18 protein-coding genes and 2 tRNA genes are annotated in these 16,994 nt (G+C 70.2%); 12 read left to right on the forward strand and 8 right to left on the reverse strand.

The features are described 5' to 3' along the window. Positions 1 to 2: 2 nt before the first annotated feature. The 3 genes from ACFU5J_RS08930 to ACFU5J_RS08940 are packed head-to-tail and all read left to right on the forward strand — an operon-like array spanning position 3 to position 3,429. On the forward strand, positions 3 to 1,436 hold the full coding sequence (locus ACFU5J_RS08930; RefSeq protein ID WP_430578493.1) for an MFS transporter: 1,434 nt from the start codon (positions 3 to 5) through the stop codon (positions 1,434 to 1,436). A gap of 53 nt (positions 1,437 to 1,489) precedes the next feature. After that, a complete protein-coding gene (locus tag ACFU5J_RS08935; protein WP_430578494.1) occupies positions 1,490 to 2,458 on the forward strand; it encodes a nucleoside hydrolase in 969 nt (322 codons plus the stop codon). Positions 2,459 to 2,496: 38 nt separating this feature from the next. Then, positions 2,497 to 3,429: a ribokinase gene (locus ACFU5J_RS08940; RefSeq protein WP_430578495.1), complete on the forward strand. Its 933-nt coding sequence runs from the start codon at positions 2,497 to 2,499 to the stop codon at positions 3,427 to 3,429. 87 nt (positions 3,430 to 3,516) lie between these two features. Here the strand turns inward: ACFU5J_RS08940 and ACFU5J_RS08945 are convergent, their stop codons facing one another. Further along, complete coding sequence (locus tag ACFU5J_RS08945; protein WP_430576088.1) at positions 3,517 to 3,690, reverse strand: CsbD family protein; 174 nt, start codon at positions 3,688 to 3,690, stop codon at positions 3,517 to 3,519. 571 nt (positions 3,691 to 4,261) lie between these two features. On the opposite strand from ACFU5J_RS08945, the gene ACFU5J_RS08950 reads away from it, so the two are divergent. The 4 genes from ACFU5J_RS08950 to ACFU5J_RS08965 all read left to right on the forward strand — a co-directional run bounded on the left by ACFU5J_RS08950 (position 4,262) and on the right by ACFU5J_RS08965 (position 8,795). Next, positions 4,262 to 4,603 (forward strand): hypothetical protein, encoded by a 342-nt coding sequence (locus ACFU5J_RS08950; RefSeq protein ID WP_430578496.1) that lies wholly within the window; start codon positions 4,262 to 4,264, stop codon positions 4,601 to 4,603. Between the two features lie 2,945 nt (positions 4,604 to 7,548). Continuing rightward, positions 7,549 to 8,271, forward strand: coding sequence for a hypothetical protein (locus ACFU5J_RS08955; protein ID WP_430578497.1), 723 nt, complete (start codon positions 7,549 to 7,551; stop codon positions 8,269 to 8,271). Then, entirely contained in the window at positions 8,268 to 8,417 is a 150-nt protein-coding gene (locus ACFU5J_RS08960) for a hypothetical protein (protein WP_430578498.1), read from the forward strand. Before ACFU5J_RS08955 ends, ACFU5J_RS08960 begins: the two co-directional genes overlap by 4 nt. Before the next feature lie 105 nt (positions 8,418 to 8,522). Continuing rightward, positions 8,523 to 8,795 (forward strand): hypothetical protein, encoded by a 273-nt coding sequence (locus ACFU5J_RS08965; RefSeq protein ID WP_430578499.1) that lies wholly within the window; start codon positions 8,523 to 8,525, stop codon positions 8,793 to 8,795. 216 nt (positions 8,796 to 9,011) lie between these two features. On the opposite strand, the gene ACFU5J_RS08970 is transcribed toward ACFU5J_RS08965, so the two are convergent. Further along, positions 9,012 to 9,455 carry a hypothetical protein gene (locus tag ACFU5J_RS08970; protein WP_430578500.1) on the reverse strand — a complete coding sequence of 148 codons (444 nt, stop codon included), beginning with the start codon at positions 9,453 to 9,455 and terminating at the stop codon, positions 9,012 to 9,014. A 144-nt stretch (positions 9,456 to 9,599) separates the two neighbouring features. Here ACFU5J_RS08970 and ACFU5J_RS08975 point away from each other — a divergent pair, with 144 nt between their 5' ends. Then, on the forward strand, positions 9,600 to 10,904 hold the full coding sequence (locus ACFU5J_RS08975; RefSeq protein ID WP_430578501.1) for a tyrosine-type recombinase/integrase: 1,305 nt from the start codon (positions 9,600 to 9,602) through the stop codon (positions 10,902 to 10,904). 78 nt (positions 10,905 to 10,982) lie between these two features. Here the strand turns inward: ACFU5J_RS08975 and ACFU5J_RS08980 are convergent. Next, positions 10,983 to 11,055: transfer RNA gene (locus ACFU5J_RS08980), tRNA-Asn, on the reverse strand. 51 nt (positions 11,056 to 11,106) lie between these two features. Next, complete coding sequence (locus ACFU5J_RS08985; RefSeq protein WP_430578502.1) at positions 11,107 to 11,622, reverse strand: hypothetical protein; 516 nt, start codon at positions 11,620 to 11,622, stop codon at positions 11,107 to 11,109. Positions 11,623 to 11,736: 114 nt separating this feature from the next. On the opposite strand from ACFU5J_RS08985, the gene ACFU5J_RS08990 reads away from it, so the two are divergent. Further along, the gene (locus ACFU5J_RS08990) at positions 11,737 to 12,213 is read left to right on the forward strand and encodes a hypothetical protein (protein WP_430578503.1); all 477 of its coding nucleotides are present in this window, start codon (positions 11,737 to 11,739) and stop codon (positions 12,211 to 12,213) included. Positions 12,214 to 12,244: 31 nt separating this feature from the next. Here the strand turns inward: ACFU5J_RS08990 and ACFU5J_RS08995 are convergent, their stop codons facing one another. Then, on the reverse strand, positions 12,245 to 12,658 hold the full coding sequence (locus ACFU5J_RS08995; RefSeq protein WP_430578504.1) for a PLD nuclease N-terminal domain-containing protein: 414 nt from the start codon (positions 12,656 to 12,658) through the stop codon (positions 12,245 to 12,247). 64 nt (positions 12,659 to 12,722) lie between these two features. Further along, positions 12,723 to 12,796, reverse strand: a tRNA-Ile gene (locus ACFU5J_RS09000). A 65-nt stretch (positions 12,797 to 12,861) separates the two neighbouring features. Between ACFU5J_RS09000 and ACFU5J_RS09005 the strand changes: the two genes are divergently transcribed. Continuing rightward, the gene (locus ACFU5J_RS09005; protein WP_430578505.1) at positions 12,862 to 13,239 is read left to right on the forward strand and encodes a DUF488 domain-containing protein; all 378 of its coding nucleotides are present in this window, start codon (positions 12,862 to 12,864) and stop codon (positions 13,237 to 13,239) included. On the opposite strand, the gene ACFU5J_RS09010 is transcribed toward ACFU5J_RS09005, so the two are convergent. Further along, positions 13,203 to 14,384, reverse strand: a complete 1,182-nt coding sequence (locus tag ACFU5J_RS09010; RefSeq protein ID WP_430578506.1) for an acyltransferase family protein — start codon at positions 14,382 to 14,384, stop codon at positions 13,203 to 13,205. The genes ACFU5J_RS09005 and ACFU5J_RS09010 overlap by 37 nt on opposite strands. Before the next feature lie 81 nt (positions 14,385 to 14,465). On the opposite strand from ACFU5J_RS09010, the gene def reads away from it, so the two are divergent. Further along, positions 14,466 to 14,951, forward strand: a complete 486-nt coding sequence (gene def / locus ACFU5J_RS09015) for a peptide deformylase (protein WP_430576082.1) — start codon at positions 14,466 to 14,468, stop codon at positions 14,949 to 14,951. Positions 14,952 to 15,109: 158 nt separating this feature from the next. Then, positions 15,110 to 15,610, forward strand: coding sequence for a DUF3145 domain-containing protein (locus tag ACFU5J_RS09020; protein WP_430576081.1), 501 nt, complete (start codon positions 15,110 to 15,112; stop codon positions 15,608 to 15,610). A gap of 72 nt (positions 15,611 to 15,682) precedes the next feature. On the opposite strand, the gene ACFU5J_RS09025 is transcribed toward ACFU5J_RS09020, so the two are convergent. Further along, positions 15,683 to 16,994, reverse strand: a 1,312-nt coding sequence (locus tag ACFU5J_RS09025) for a hypothetical protein (RefSeq protein WP_430578507.1), incomplete at its 5' end; no start/stop codon positions are given.

The following is a 16,994-nucleotide window of genomic DNA, read 5'->3' on the forward strand; positions in this document are numbered from 1 at the left end:
TCGTGCACACATCCACCGCCTCGCGCGACGCCGACGCGTCCGCGCGCACCCCCCAGACGGGGCTGACCGGCCGCGCGGCCGCCACCCTGGTCGCCTCGCTCCTGGTCGCCGTCGTGGCGTTCCAGCTCGGCGCCAGCATGGTGACGCCGGCGCTGCCCGCCATCGCCCGCGAGCTCGGCGTCGGCGCCGACGACGTCGCGGGCGTCTCCTCGTACTTCTTCCTCGCCGGGGCCGTGGCAGGCGTCGTGCTCAGCCGCTGGAGCGACTACGTCGGCCGCCGGCGGATCATGCTCCTCACCCTCGGGATCATGCTCACCGGCACCGTGGTGTGCCTCCTGGCGCACAGCCTCCCGCTGCTGCTGGCCGGCCGCGTCATGCAGGGCACGTCGAGCGCGATCTTCCAGCTGTCGTACATCATCCTCAGCGAACGGCTCGCCGCCCGTGTCTTCGGCACCGCGCTCGGCGTCGTGACCGCGATCAACGGCGGCGTCGGCGGCGTCGACGGGTTCGTGGGCGGCCTGCTCACGGACCGCTTCGGCTACCGCTCGGTGTTCGTCGTGATCGTCGCCGTCGGGCTGCTCGCCCTCGTGTGCGTGCTGCGCACCGTGCCCGCCGCCGGTCGGCCCGCCGTCACGGGCGCCATGGACTGGTGGGGCGCCGCCGCCCTGTCGGTGACGCTGGTCTGCGTCGCCCTGTTCGTCAACCAGGGCCCGGCCCAGGGCTGGACCGCGCCCGGCACCCTCGGGCTGATCGCCGGCGCCGTCGTGGCCGCCGTCGCCTTCTGGCAGATCGAGCGTCGCCGCCGCTCGCCGCTCTTCCCGCTGCAGCACCTGCGCTCGCGCGAGGTGTGGCCGCTGGTCGTCACCACGCTGCTCACGCTCTCCAGCGTGTTCGCCGTCGTCAACTTCACCGTCGTGATGCTCAGCCAAGACGCGACGGTCGGGTTCGGCATGACGGCGTCGATGTCCGCGCTGCTCTTCCTGTCGCCGCCCGCGCTCATCGGCCTGTTCGCGGCCCCGCTCTCCGGCTGGCTCGCGGGCCGGCACGGCTGGGTCGTCGTCCTGCGCTGGGGCCTGGTGGCCTGCCTCGCCCTCCTCGTGGTCGTGGCGCTCGCGCCCACCCACCGCTGGGTCGTGGTCGCCGCCGTCGCCGGCCTCGGCGTCGCGTACAACGGGCTCGTCCTCACGACCGCGAACGGCCTGGGCGTGCTCCAGTCCCCGCCCGACGCCCCCGGCGCGCTGCCCGGCCTCAACAGCTCCGCCTTCGGCATCGGCGCCGGGCTCGGCATCGGCATCGTCGCCCCGTTCGTCGCACAGGGCGGCCTCGGCGGGTACACCACCGCGCTGTGGATCTCCGTCGGCATCACCCTGCTCGCGCTGTGCACCAGCCTGCTGCTGGTCGCGCGCCCCGCCGCCGCCCCCGGCGGTCAGGCATGACCGCTCCGGTGCGCGACACTGGACCCCGCTCCCACGACCACGAAGGATCATCCGTGACCCAGCACGCCCCGTCCGCCGCCCCCCTCTACCTCGACTGCGACACCGGCGTCGACGACTCGCTCGCCCTCGCCTACCTGCTCGCGTCGCCCGAGATCGACCTGGTCGGGGTCGGCAGCGTCCACGGCAACATCGACGCCCCGCAGGGCGCCGTCAACACCCTCGACCTGCTGGCGCTCGCGGGCCGCGACGACGTGCCCGTCGCCGTGGGGGCGCACGACCCGCTGGTCGGCTCCTACGACGGCGGGGTCGCCCACATCCACGGCGCCAACGGCGTGGGCGACGTGACGCTCCCGCCGTCGGGCCGCACGCCCGCGGCGGAGTCGGCCGTCGAGCTCCTGCTCCGGCTGTCGCACGAGCACGCCGGCCGGCTGCGGGTCGTCGCCGTCGGGCCGCTGACCAACCTCGCGCTCGCGCTCCGGGAGGACCCGACCCTCGTCGAGCGCGTGCTCGACGTGACCGTCATGGGCGGCGCCGCCCTCCACCCGGGCAACGTGTCGCCGGTCGCCGAGGCCAACATCGCGAACGACCCCGAGGCCGCCGCCGAGGTGCTCGCCGCCGACTGGGACGTCACCCTCGTGCCGCTCGACGTCACCATGGCCAACCTGCTCGAGGAGACCGACCGCAAGACGCTCCTGGAGGCGGGCACCGCGCTGGCGCCCTGGCTCGGCGAGGTGCTGGACCTGTACTTCGGGTTCCACGTGCCCACGTTCGGCCGCCGCTGCTCGGCGCTGCACGACCCGCTGGCCACGGCCATCGCGGTCGGGGGCGTCCGGGCCACCGTCGCGCCGCGCGTGCCGGTCGTGGTCGACGCCACCGACGGCCCCGGGCGGGGCCAGACGCTGTGCGACCTGCGCGGCCTGTACGCCGGGCACCCCGACGTGCCCGGCGCCCGAACCCGCGTCGTCCTCGCCACGGACTCGCCGCTGGCGCCCCACCTGGTCGAGCGCCTGCGCGGCCTCTGACCGCCGCCCCGCCGCCCGCCCCACGAACCGGAGAGACCATGACCACCAGCCCCGCCGAGCCCGCGACCGTCGTCGTCGTGGGGTCCACCAACGCCGACCTGCTGGCCCGCACCACCGTGCACCCGGCGCCGGGGGAGACGGTGCTGGGCCGCGACCTCCAGGTGCTCCCCGGCGGCAAGGGGGCCAACCAGGCGGTGGCCGCCGCCCTGCTGGGGGCGCGGGTCGCGTTCGTCGGGGCGGTCGGCGAGGACGAGTTCGCGCAGGCCGCCACCTCCGGCCTGCGCGACGCCGGGGTGGACCTCTCGCGGCTCGACGTGGTGCCGGGCGGCACGGGGGTCGCCGTCGTGACCGTCGCGGCCGACGGCGAGAACGCCATCGTGGTGGTCCCCGGCGCGAACGCCGCGGTGGGCGCCGCGCAGGTGCGGCGGCACGCCGACCTGCTCGACACGGCCGCCGTGGTGGTGCTGCAGGGCGAGATCCCGCGCGACGGGATCGAGGAGGCGGCCCGGCTGGCCGGCGGGCGCGTGGTGGTCAACCTGGCGCCCGTGATCGACGTCGACCCGGCCGTGCTGCGCGGGGCCGACCCGCTGGTGGTCAACGAGCACGAGGCGCACGCCGCCCTCGGCCTGCTCGAGCACGGCGGCCCGACGGGCGCCGAGCTCTCCGACGAGGACGTCGTCGCCGCGCTGCGGCGCCTCGGCGTCCCCTCCGTCGTGCTCACGCGCGGCGCGCAGGGCGCGCTGGTCGCCGGGCACGGCGTCGACGGCGTGGTCGCCGTCCCGTCGCCGCGTGTCGCCGCGGTCGACACGACGGGTGCCGGCGACGCGTTCGTCGGCGCCCTCGCGGGCGAGCTCGCGCGGGGGACCGGTCTGGTCGACGCCGCCCGGCTCGCCGCCCGCGTCGGCGCGTTCGCCGTCCGCGGCTCCGGCGCGCAGCCGTCCTACCCGCGCGGGGGCGACGAGCTCCCCTGACAGAGCCGTGTGTCGTCGAGCGAGGCGGCCCGGCGAGGACGCACGAAGGGCGGGGTCGTCGACCCCGCCCTTCGCCGTCGTCGGGGACTACTTGTCGAAGGCGTCCTTGACGTCGTCGCCGGCCTTCTTCAGGTTGGCGGCCGTCTGGTCCTTCTTGCCCTCGGCCTCGAGCCGCTCGTCGTCCGTGGCCTTGCCGGCGCCTTCCTTGACCTTGCCGGCGACCTCTTCGGCGGTGTGCTTGGCCTTGTCTCCGATACCCATGCTGTCTCTCCTCGGTGGTGCCGATGTCCGCGGCCGGTGATGCCGGGCCTTCGGACGGTGGGCGCCCTGGTCTCGAGCGCCCGGTGGTTCAGGAGCGCCGCGCGTCTCCCGTCGCTCGTGCGTAAACCGACTATTCGGAAATAACTCCGCATCGCTCGCCCGCCGACGATGGCACAGGAGCTCGTTCCTCGCACGCCCGGCGACGCCGGCCGCGGGCCTGGTTCGCTTCGCCGGGGCGCACCGCGACCGGAGACGACAAGAGGCCCCGCACCCCCACAGGGGTCCAGGGCCTCGTCTCGGCTCCCGCGGTTGGACTTGAACCAACGACCGTCCGATTAACTGCGAGGCTGTGTCGACCTGAACCAAGTTGATCAAGTATCGGCACGATTCTGCGGGTCTGCGCCTATTGGAGCTTGACCACATGAGATGCCATGACGTGGTAAGTGAGCGCCTGAACCTGCCCACGTGGTAACTCATGTGGTAACTCGCGGCAGCGTCACGGATGGCGCTCTACGCGCTCTAGAGGGGTAGGCGTCCCCGACACCGCGGGATCGACAGAGAGGGCAGGACGATGGACGGAGATGTCCAGAGGATCGACCTAGGCGACGTGAGCAAGTTCCGTGCGTGGGTCCACGCACCTACAGGACTGGCGGTCCTGCACAGGCATACGGGGTCCGTGTCTCTCCTGGAGTGGCGGGAGGCGGCGGAGCACATGAACTCTGAGGGATACGCGGCACAAGGCGACGTCGCACCTGAAGACGTACCTTCGGGAGGCGTTGCCTACTGGTTCGTCTCCGTTGCTCGACTTGCCGAAGAGTTGACCCTCACCGACGACGAGTTCTTGGCGATGTCTCCATCGCAGTACGTGGAGGCCGAGCGCTCCTTGAATGAGGCACTGCTCGCGGAGGAGTGAGGCCGCGAAGTTTCATCCTGTCCCGAAATCGGGGTCTCGCCTTACCGTGCGCGCATGACAGACAACGGAGGGCGCCGTCTCGCCGTTCTCGCGCTTGTGTGTTCGCTGACGGTGGGACCGATTGCCGGTGGCGTCGTCGGATACATGGTTGCGGACGCCAAGTCGGGACCGGGACCAGTCGGGCCACGTGGGCCAAGTGGCCCCCAGGGTGAACCCGGACCTCAGGGGCAAGACGGGGCGCCTGGGCAGAGCTTGTCGGGTGCCATCGTTCTGACGAGGCTTACTGGTACAGGGTTCGGACTCTGTCCCGACGGGACCTCTATCGTCACCTTCCGCTCAACCGGATTGATGTACGACGACGAGGGAAGCACGTACAAGCCGTGCGAGGTGGACTGAAGCGTCCCGCGAGCAGGGAGCGGCCCGGCGGAGATCAGCGGCTGAGCAGGGCGTTCGTCACTTGGCCTCGGTCATGTGCAGCAACACCGGCGTTGGACACCGCGTTGCCGATGGCACCCAAGATGGCCAGCGCGAACAGGACCCCGATGACCCACAGGACGACTGTGAACCCCGGGCCGACTCGACGGTTCTCCCGCTTGCGTTGACGCACCTGACTGGGCGTCGTGTACGGCTCCATTCGTCGGCACTCCATCCGGCTCGTTTGCGCAAATGCGCCGGGCACTCCTTGACACCAGAATGCGCCTCGCAGGCGTGCCGCGACGTCCCGAACGCGGAGTTCACCCCGCCTGGCGAACATGGGCCTACCGGGGAGTTCCGGCGAGTTGTGGGCGCATAGAGCGGCGTCAAGGCGTCGCAAGAAAGTTCACGCTGGACCCTTGCGGTGCACTCTCTGGCTGTGTTAGAACCGGCCCTGCACGACCTACAACTAGATACCGAGCGCGACCGTAGCCCTTCTGACAGAGGACGGCGTGCAGGCGGATCGACAAGACCGACGAGCAATCCCGCTCGCGGCTGGACCCTGCACGCTCCTGCCAGGAGGGCTATTCGTATGCACGCACGACCATTCCTCACTCCCGACGAGTTGAGTCATCGATGGAACGTCGGTAGAGGGCATCTCGCCAACGAGCGTTCAGCCGGACGGGGCATCAGGTACGTGAAAATCGGCAACCGCGTGCTCTATCCCATCGATGCGGTGGAGCAGTACGAAGCCATGCACGTCGTGGACCCCGTGTCATGAGTGCCGCAGTGCGCGACGCTTGGTGTGGCAAGTCCTGGACGCAACGCGGCGAGTACACGTCGCACTGCACCGCATGCCACGAGACGTTTTCGTCGCTCCGGCTCTTCGACGCCCACTTTCGGCGTGATGCTAGTGGCGGTCCGCTATGCCTGCCGCCCGTTGAGGTGACGGACTACGGGACGTCGCTCGTGCCTGACTGCGAAGGCGTCTGGTTCTCGCCGGGTAAGCGAGCCGACATGGCACGGTGGCGAGAGGGCATAGCCGCCTAATGGCCCGTCCACTACCCGAACCGCCCTCGATGCCCTCTGAGGCTCCAGCCCTACGCGGGTACTCGTAGACCTCTGGACGCACCTCTATGTCTGTTCGGGTAGTAACTCACGAGCATATCTAGACCTTGGGCAGCTATGCCCGCGAACGACGGGACCGCAGTGGTGTACAGGGATGTCACGAGGTGGCAGTGGCCTACGGACGAAGAGCTAGACGCACTGGTCGAAGCGTGGCCACGACTGGGCCATGACTGGCCAGTGCCGGAACTAAGCGAAGCAGCGCGACGGCATCAAGAGCGGGCGCGCATGAGCGTAGAGGCGCTGAAGTTGAGAAAGCGAATAGAGAGGAATCAAGGATGAACGCTACGGACCACCGGAAGTCACGAAGCGAGGCATGGAAGTCAGGCCAGTTTGGGCGATGGAAGCGGCAGCGCGACTTGCGCATCAACGGTGGCAGCAATCGCAGAGCCGAGCGGGAACAGTATGTTGCACACGTCGGGCATGAAGCGAACAAGATTCGGGCGGTCGCGCGTCTTGCCACTCCGGCGTCTCTTGAAACTGCCCCCGTGGGGTCCAGCGCTACCGCAGGCGGCAGGGTCTGGACAAAGACGGCTACCGGTTGGCGCTCGCTCAAGTCTGGCGAACCGATCTCGTCGGCCCGGCTACACCAACTTGGGGTAAGTGGCCTCTACGTGGCGAGCCGGTGAGCCGCCGCGTAGAGCGCCCGTGGAGCCGCCACTATCAGGACGCGTGGGAGGACCGTGCTGGCAACCCTTCCCTGCCCAAGTGGCTACGGGTCGCTGCTGTCGCGTACGGAGGACATCGCGCTAACGGGCACTGTCCTTTGGGAGTGGGTGACCTTGCCGAAGCTCTCGCTGTTTATGACGAGGCTACGGGGGAGTTCGTCGTGCCGGATCAGTCGAACACGAAGCGGGCAGTACGCACGGCGATTCAGTACGGGTTCATTCACCCGTCGAGCACCCCGCGATGCCTTGTGGTGACCGGTGTAGAGGGCGGTATCGGCTCGCCGTACGCCTCGTGTCCGGTGCACGGGGTTGTCAGTGAGTGACAACCCGACCCGCGAGATATCAACGGTCGGGTTGTCAGTCGGTGACAACCTCGCTAGTCACTGAGTGACAACCCGGCCCGCGATAGCGCAACGGAAATCGGCCCTCGTCTCTATATCTTCTATGTCGGCGGCGGGGTACGAGGGGGAGTGTTGGCACGAGGCGGGCGAGTGCCGACGCCGGAGCGACCCCAAGGGAGCGACGGCGGAGGTTGAACGGGGAGAAGGTCCTCAAGAGAGCGCGGAACTCGAACCCGTCAAGGTGGCCGCCGTAGGCGGCAGTACGGAAGCGCGTTCGTGTAGACGCTAGCTACCTACCACCGCCGCCGCTGACCTACAACGCTGGTCCCGAGTACGACTTGAAACTACTCACCCCCGGCAAGTGCGGACGGACCGCGCGCCGGAGAAGGGAACACCGATGGCGACGAAGACCGCCACGAAGAGCATGACGACCACGGGCTACAGCCCTACGGACGGCGAGCGGGAATGGGAGTCGCACTTTCCTGCAAGTGAGCACCCCGAGTACTGGCGCGACATCGAGTCGCGCCTAGACGCCTCCTACGCCGCTCAGGTCGAGGCTGAGAGCGCCAGGGATGCGCTGCAAGAGCGACTCGACCTCGGAGACGAATCGGTGACTGCCGATGATCTCCTGAGGGCATCCCTCGCGGTTGAGCGGGCTGGGCGACTTGCGGTCGCTGCGGAGGCTCCGATTGATTGGAAGACCGCGCGAACGGAACAGGACGACTACTACCGGCGGAGGTACGGCTGGGGAAAGGCAGAGCACGAGCGTCGAACGCGACTCAAGAACCAGCGGACCAAGCTGCGGGATATGGGGCAGAGCCACTGGCGTCTTGACCAGGATGACCGCGCGGCGATCCACCAGAAGGTCGCAGACGCAAGCGCCAATTATGCCTATCAGTTCAACGGGCTTGACGGTGCTGTTCGTAGAGGTGTCATGGACCGCGAGGCTGCCCAGGCCGAAGTGGACCGACTGGCAACGGCTCGGGACGAGGAGATCGCTCAGGCGAAGGCTGTCCACCAGGAAGCGATCGCGAAGCGTGCGGCCGTTCGCCAGGAGACCGCACAGGAGATCGCTGCCCTTGCTGCGGAGTTCGAGAACGAAGGGCTGCGGAGCCGATGAGCGACGCTGAGAAGGACGACCTGCCAGAGCTGACGGACGCCGCGCGGCGCCGCATCGGCCTGCCTTCCCTGCGCAAGGTGGAGACCGATGAGAACGGCGAGCCGACGGCACAGGAACTCGCCCGACAGCTCCTGGCTCGGAGCTAGCCCCCCCAGGACGAAGCGGCGAAGCGGGGCGACGACGTAGCGCTGCCCCGGTGGGCTTCATTGTCCACCGGGGCGCTGTCGCACCCGGTCGCTACGGTGCGGGGCATGGCGACTGTGACCGTGCTCTACGTGCTAGCGGCAGTGCTCCCTATCATCGGTTTCGGACGGCTGCTCTGGCGGGTGCAGCGCAAGCTCTCCGAGCTTGATGCTCGTGCCGAGCGTCAAGGCGGGACTCCGCGGCTGACTTGGAACGACATGGGCGAGGACATGCGTGTTCCGTATCGCCAGGAGCGGCGCGATCTTGTCTGGGACATCGCTTTGGTCGGTGTCGGCCTCATCGCCGGAGCCGTGGCGTCGGTCTGGTCATTGCACCTGTAGGTCTCGAAGTTGCGCACCCGAGAGCCGTCGGCGCGGACCAGATTCCGCAGTAGGTGGCCGATGCGGGTGCCCGTTCCCCAATTGCGAAACATCCTGATGGTGGCAGAACCCCTGCGGCTAAGACGTAGCGGTGGATGCTTGTCCTTGTCAAGGGTCACAGCCCAGGTGCCGGTCCGTAGGTTGGGCAGTTTCGGGCCATTCGTTCCCGGGACGAGTCTATTTAATGAGATCAACATCGTCATCGGGGCCGAATGGTTCGTGGTGTATCTGTGCTACGCGGATGCGCTTCCCGTGCAATATCTTGACTATGTGCGGGACTTGCTCAACCGGAGTCAGGTAGGGGTGTTCCGAAGTGAACATCCGGATATCGACAACCGGGCCGTCGCCAGCCATGTCCATACGGCGTGGGGGCACGTCCTTGGATTCGATCGTGTCTCTGAGTCGCCAGAGGATATCTGATGCGTCTCGCTCTTTGGCGCTCAAGTACCAGTAGTTCTCGCCGTTGAAGACTATGACATAGACGTATACATCTGAGATCCATCGACGCCGCCGAGCGAATGCGCGAATTGTCTTCCGGTTTTTCCAGGTCGAACGTCCAAGCATGCCGATTATGGCGACCACAAGCGCGACGCCGACGCCAGTCAGGATCTCAGTTCCCACGTCGGCATCCTCGCAGCCGTGGTGCCCCCTGTCGCGTACCTCGCCCCCGGAGGCGTCGCGCCTGGACGACAGGTGCGGGTGAACTGTGGGGCCAGGACTTAAACCACCTATCGGGTTACCACGAAGAGGCGTACGGTCGCGAGGGTGACGAGAGAACTTGAACCCGGCGAGCACGGCGAAGTCATGCTTACGCCTGCTATGCGGACCACGGGCAATCCTGAGCGGCTGACGCGCGACGGTGGTCGCTACCTCGCGAGGGACGGGCGATCCGTGAAGCCTGACCTGTGGATCGCATCGGCCTACTACAACGACGGTGGCAAGTTGCGCCGACTCACGCGACAGGCAGTGTCGGCAACGTCGGCATCCGATGCCCTGCGGGATGCGCTGCGGGGTTGGCAGGATGCCGCCACCTCGTCGGATGTCACGTCGGAGACGACGGTGGCTGAGCTGGCCGACAAATGGTGGTCGCACGTGACGATGGCGGGGCAGCTCTCGTCCGAGAGCGTGAAGCTCTATCGGCTCACGCTCGATCGACACGTCATCCCCGGCGTCCTCTCTCGGCTCCGGGTGCGTCAGGTTACGGCGGGGAAGGTCCACGGCTTCCTGCAGGCTCTCGTGGACCCCAAGACGGGCAAGGGGCGGGGGAGTGCCAAGACGGCGCGTACGGTGCTGCGAGGCATGTTCTCGCTGGCCGTGTCCAACGGTGCCGTGCGGACCAACCCGGTTCGCGAGGCGGACCCGGTACGTGCTCCCCGTGCCGCCGTGCGAGCCGTAGAGGCTGAGCGCAAAGGGCACCTTACGGACGGTGAGCTCTCCGCCGTCCTGACGACCGCCGAAACGGACCCGAAGCACGTGCGCCGGGACATGGCAGACCTCCTGTACTTCCTCGCCGGAACGGGCGTTCGGGTAGGGGAAGCCCTGGCCCTCCGCTGGAATGACGTGGACTTGGAGGCGGGCATTGTCTCCGTAGGTGCGCGGACGGTGGTCCGTGTTGCCGGGGAGGGGCTGGTCATTTCCGAGCATGGCTCTACCAAGATGGGTGACCGTGGGCTGAAGATGCCCCCGTGGCTGACGGCGCGCCTCCTGGATCGTCGCGTGCGGATGCCCGCCAACGACCTGGGCATCGTCTTCCCGACCGCGACGTACGAGACGCACAAGCGCGGTGCCGTGCATCGTGGGGGCACGCTGCGGGACCCGTCGAACACCGCCAAGCATGTTCGAGCTGTCTTTGAGTCCTCAGGTGTCACCCTGCCGAAGGGGCAGGGCTCCCACCTGTTCCGAAAGACCGTCGCGACGCGCATGGTGGCGGATGGCAGGGCTGACCGGATGATCGCGAACCAGCTCGGTCACTCGTCTACGAAGACGACCAGGGATGCCTACCAGAGTCGCAAGGTCTACGACACGGGAGCGGCGGAACTGACGGTCAGCACCGAGCCCCGTAGTAACTGACGTGGTAAATGGCTGTCGAAAGGCTGAACGACGAAGGGCCTCCCTCCCGCATATCTGCAGGTGAGAGGCCCTTAGTTGCTCCCGCGGTTGGACTTGAACCAACGACCGTCCGATTAACAGTCGGATGCTCTGCCAGCTGAGCTACGCGGGATCGCTCGGTCGTCGGGCCGTGGCCTTCGAACCGGGAAGAACATTACCAGGCTCACACGGGTAGTCCGGACGCCCCCCGGACCCTTGACTCCGTGGCGTCCACCACTCGGGCGACGGCGGGGTCGTCGAGGTCGACCCCCGGCCCGGCGACCGCCTGGGAGAAGAACCGGCCGCCCGCCGTCCGCCGCACGGCGACCTTCACGTCGCCGCCGCCGGGGACGGCGACGGTCTCGGAGAGCACCACCGACCACTGCACGCGTTCGCGCAGGGCCTGGGGGAACGGGGTGCGCTCGGGGTCGACGAGGCGCAGCACGAGGTCCGGTGCGGCATCCACCCAGGAGATCTGCAGCTCGGACCGCTCGGGGTCGAACACGCCCCGGTCGACATCGCACCACGGGCGGCGCGTGCCGACGTCCTGCGGCTCCGGCCCGACGACGACGAGGTCGGCGGTGGTCGCGACCGCCCAGCGGCCGTCGGCGAGGTCGGCGGACGCGAGGACGCGCTCCCCGCGGGCGAGGGGCAGCGCGCGGCGCACGTCGTCGGGCAGGGGGGACCGGCGGAACCACATGGCGCCACCGTACCGAGGTCGGCCGTGGTGGCGGGGCGTCCTCGCGGCGGCCGCACGGCAGGATGTGCCCCGTGACCACGTTCCGCACCGCCGCACCCGTCCGGAGCTCCGCCCGTGGCTGACCTCGCGCCCCCGGCGCCCGCCGCCTCCCCGACCACGGACCCGCGTGCGACGCGGCGCGACGTGGTCGGCCTGGTCGTGACCGGTCTCGTGACGCTCGTCGCGATGCCGTTCGTCGCGTTCTTCTACCTGGTCGCCGCGTTCGGCGGGCACGACGGGATCGCCGGCCTGATCGTCGTCCCGATCGTCGTCGCCGGCCTGGTCGGTACGTGGATGATGTGGCGCCGCGGCGCCGGAGGGCGGGTGCTGGGTGCCGCCGGGCCCGTCGGGGCGCTCCTCGCCTGCTGCGTCTACTTCTCCACGAACATCGACGGGCCGGCGCTGGAGCTGCCGGAGCTCGCGGTGGCGACGGGTCTGCTCGCGGCCGGGATCGCCGCGTTCGCGCTCCCCGGTCGAGCGGCGAGGAGCGGTGTCGCGCTCCTCGCCCTCACGGTCGTCGTGGTGGCGGCGGGCCTCCTGACGGCCGCGTGACGGCCCGAACGGCGAGGTCGCCCGGCTCGGCCTAGCCGGCCGCGCCGCCCGGCACCTCGTCGTCGGGGCGAGGGGTCGCCTCCCGCGCGCCCTGCTCGCGCTCGTGCTTGAGCCGCGCCTGCTCCAGCAGCCACCGCATCTCGGGGTCGTCGTCGGGATCGGCCTGCGACTCGGCGGTCTCCCAGGTGCGGCGGCGGCCCGGGTACTGCGCGGGCGGCACGGGACCGGCCGGGTAGCCGGTGCGCGGCGCCGGTCGCCGGTTCGCCCGGGCGCGTCGGCTCACCAGGAGCCAGGCGATCGACCCGGCGAACGGCAGCAGCAGGATGATGATGATCCAGAAGCCCTTCTGGATGCCGCCGCCGTCCTCCTCGTCCGACTGGACGACGTCCACCAACGTGTAGACGACGAGCGCGAGGAAGGCCAGCATCAGCAGCACGCGGGGCATGGCCCCGCAGCGTAGCGGTCGGCGGCCGGCGCGTCGCGGACCCGACCGGGTGAGAACCGTCCGGTGCCCCGTGCAGGACTTGAACCCGCGACCGAGAGATTATGAGTCTCCTGCTCTGACCAGCTGAGCTAACGGGGCGCGCCGCGAGCATACCGGCCGGCGCTGCGGGTGCGCTCGGCCGGGGGGCGCGGTGTCATGGGGGCGTGACCATCGCCGTCAAGCGTGTGTACGAGCCGCCGGAGCCTGACGACGGGACCCGCGTGCTCGTGGACCGGCTGTGGCCGCGCGGGGTGTCGAAGGGGCGCGCGCACCTGGACCGGTGGTGCAAGGAGGTGGCGCCGTCCACGGAGCTGCGGCACTGGTTCCACCACGAGCCGGACCGGTTCGCGGAGTTCGAGCGCCGTTACCGGGCGGAGCTCGCCGGCAACCCGGAGGTCGCGGAGCTCGCGGCGCTCGGCGCCGGCGACGCCCGGCTGACGCTGCTCTACTCGGCCCGCGACACCGAGCACAACCAGGCGCTGGTGCTGCGCGAAGTCCTGCGGGGCTACCTGGACGACACGGCCTCCGGCTCGGACGCCTGAGCGGTACGCGCCTCGCGTGGCGCACGGCCGAACGCGCGGCTCGTGCGCTCGAGGTCCCGCGCCACGGCATGGCGCAGCCGCGGGCCGAACGGTCGCTCCACGAACCGGTGCACGAGGTACGCCGCGAGGAGCATCGTGCCGGTGACGAGGACGAACGTGGCGCCCGCCGGGAGGTGCGGGCTCGTCTCGCCGATGAGCCACTGGCCCCACGAGGAGTGCAGCAGGTACAGGGGGTAGGTCATCGCGCCCACGACCGTGAGCCACCGCCACGAGAGCCGGTCGATGCGCGTCAGCGCCACGACGGCGACGAGGGCGAAGCAGGCCACGATCGCCACCCAGTACGTCTCCGGTCCGATGGTGACGCCCGTGCTGTTCGCGATGCGGAGGGACTGGCTGCGGCCCGACACGACGCCCGCGAGGGCCACGTTGAGCCCCAGCACGAGCCAGAGCACGAGGGAGCGGCGTTCCTTGGTGAGCAGGTAGAGGACCATCCCGCCGGCGAACAGCGGCGCGTCGCTGCCGACGAGCAGCGTGGACCACAGCTCGTTGCCCGACCGGACGGCGACGGCCGCGAGGACGGGCCAGACGGCGGCGAACGCGATGAGGCGACGGTGGGTCATGCCGACGGCCAGCAGGATCCCGATGAGCACGTAGAACCGCAGCTCGGTCCAGAGGGTCCAGTACACCGGCTCGATGTCCTGCACCCCGAACGCCCGTTGCACCATCGTGAGGTTGGCCGCCGCCTCCGGGATGCCGACCGCCTTGCGGCCGGGCGCCACGAGCACGAGCAGCGCGACGACGGCGGCGACGGAGAACCAGTAGGCGGGGAAGAGCCGGCCCACGCGGGAGGCGGTGAAGGACCGCACGTCGCGGCCCCAGGCCGACATGAGGATGACGAAGCCGCTGATCACGAAGAAGAGCTGCACGCCGAAGGAGCCGAACACGGCGATCGGCTGGAGGTGGGGGAACGAGTCCTCGGTACGGGCGCCCCACGCGGAGTGGTTCACCGCCACGTAGTGGTAGGCGACCACCGCCATCGCGGCCAGGAAGCGTAGGCCGTCCAGCGCGGCGAGCCGGGGGCGGCCCGACACGGGCGGGGCGACCCTCCTGGTGCTCGGCGCGGGCGGCGTGGTTGACTCAGTCATCCGTCGTAGCATCGTTGAGCACGTTATCAAACCGTGATAATCGGCGCTGCCACCCGCTCGCGACGTGGGAGAATGCCGCCCATGGCGATGCGAGAGATCCGGGTGCTGCCCGACCCCGTGCTGCGCACACCCTGCGACGAGATCACGACCGTCGACGACCGTGTCCGGTCGCTCGTCGAGGACCTCGTCGAGACCGTCGACGCCGACGGGCGGGCCGGCCTGGCGGCCAACCAGATCGGCGTGAACCTGCGGGCGTTCTCCTGGAACGTCGACGACGAGATCGGCTACGTCCTCAACCCGCGGATCGTCGAGCTGTCCGAGGAGACGCAGGACGGCGACGAGGGCTGCCTGTCGGTGCCGGGTCTCTGGTACCCGACGACGCGTGCCTGGTACGCCCGGGTGGTCGGCACGGACCTGGACGGGAACGAGGTCGAGGTCGAGGGCACCGGGCTGATGGCCCGCTGCCTCCAGCACGAGACCGACCATCTCGACGGGATGCTCTACCTGGACCGCCTCGAGCGCGGCGCGCGCAAGAAGGCCATGCGGGAGCTGCGCGAACGGCTCTGAGTTCCTCAAGGACTGCTCAAGTCTGCGTTTCCTCTCGCACGGCCGCCCGCCATCGGGCAGGATGTGTCAAGACGACACACCGTCGGAGCTCGCCGACCAGCAGGCCGACCGGTTCGAGGACGTAGGGGAAGACGGACCTCGGAACCAGGGAGGACAACATGGCTGGTGCGATTACCCGCGGTGTGCTGTTCGTGCACTCGGCACCCCGTGCGCTCTGCCCTCACCTCGAGTGGGCGGCAGCAAACGTGCTCGGGGGACGTGTCTCGCTGGACTGGACAGCCCAGCCGGCGGGGCGCGGACTGTTCCGTGCCGAGTACTCGTGGCAGGGCGCCCAGGGAACGGGTGCCCGGTTGGCCTCTGCCCTACGGGGCTGGGACCACCTGCGCTACGAGGTGACGGAGGAGGCGAGCCACGGCGCCGACGGCGCCCGCTGGTCGCACACCCCTGACCTCGGCATCTTCCACGCCATGACGGACGTGCACGGCAACGTCGTCGTCCCCGAGGACCGGGTGCGCGCGGCGCTGGACTCGGCGCACGACGGCCGCGGCGTGCGCGAGGCGCTCGACCTGGCGCTGGGCCGGGCCTGGGACGACGAGCTCGAGCCGTTCCGCTACGCCGGCGCCGGGGCCCCCGTGCGCTGGCTGCACCGGGTGGGCTGAGCCCGGACGCACGCACGACGACGCCCCGCCACCTCTCGCGAGGTGGCGGGGCGTCGTCGTGAGCCCGGCCGGTCAGGCCCCCGGCGTGGTCCAGCGCCGGCGGGCGAGCAGCGTCCCCGCACCGGCCGCGAGGAACGTGAGGGCCAGGACGAGCATCGGGACGAGCCCGTCGCCGGCCCCGGTGCGGGGCAGGGTGCCCGTGCCCGGCGTGCCCGCGCCGGGCGTGCTGCCGGCCCCGGGATCGAGGGTCCCGTCGTCCCCGCCGCCGATGTCGGAGCCGACGAGCACCACCTGGAAGGTCGCGGAGGCACTGTCCTCCTCGGAGACGCTGGTCGCCGTCCCGGTGTGTGTGCCGAGCTCGAAGTCCGCCGGGACGACGAACGTCCAGGTGGCGACGCCCCGGGCGTCGGCGACGGTGACCGGCAGCTGCACGGGCTCGGAGCGGATCACGGCCCGCACCTTCTCGCCGGGCTCGAAGCCGGAGGCGTGGAAGGTCTGGAGCTCACCCGGCGCGACCTGGTCCGTCGAGAACCAGGCGCGCAGCGTGCGCGTCCCCGGCCCGGTCGTGGGCTCGGTGACGGTGAGCGACCCCTCCGCGGTGGTGCCGTCGGGACCGGTGCCGACCACCGTGTGGTCGCCCGGCTCGGCGTCGTCGGGGACGGGGAGCGTGACCGTCCCGGATCCGTCGTCGCCCGGGACGCATTCGACCGGGTCGCCGACCGGCTCGCCGTCCGGGCCCACGAGCTGGACCTGGACGGGGCCGTCGCCGAAGCCGTCGCAGGTGACGGTCACCGTGTCGCCGGGGGCGGCGGTGCCGGGGTCGACGCCGATCGACGGCTCGCCCGGGGAGGTCAGCGAGGTGACCTCCAGCGGCGCCTGCGCGGTGCCGCCCGAGGAGTCCGTCGCCACGACCGTGTGGTCGCCGGGGGTGGCGTCGGCCGGGACCGGCAGCACCACGCTGAAGGTGCCGTCCGGGTTCACGGTGACGTCGACGGGGTCGCCCACGGGGTCGCCCGCGGCGTCGTCGAGCTGGAGCGTCACCTGGTCGCCCGGGACGAAGCCGCCGCCCGCGACGGTCGTGCTGCCGCCCACCGGGACGACGCCCGGGCTGGTGGTGATCGCGGGCTCCGCCGGCGCGGTGACCTCGAGCGGCGCCTCGGCCTGCGCGCCGGACGGGTCGGTCGCCACGACGGTGTGGTCGCCGGGCTCCGCGTCGGCGGGTACGGGGATCTCGGCGGTGATGGTGCCGTCCTCGCCCGCGGTGACCGTGACGGGTTCGCCGACGGGGTTGCCGTCGGGGTCGGTGAGCTGGACGGTGACGTCCTCGCCCGGGGTGAAGCCGTCGCCGGTGACGGTGGTGGTGCCGCCGGCCGGGACGGTGCCC

The organism is Isoptericola sp. NPDC057559 (assembly GCF_042801555.1).
Taxonomy (GTDB): Bacteria; Actinomycetota; Actinomycetes; order Actinomycetales; family Cellulomonadaceae; genus Isoptericola.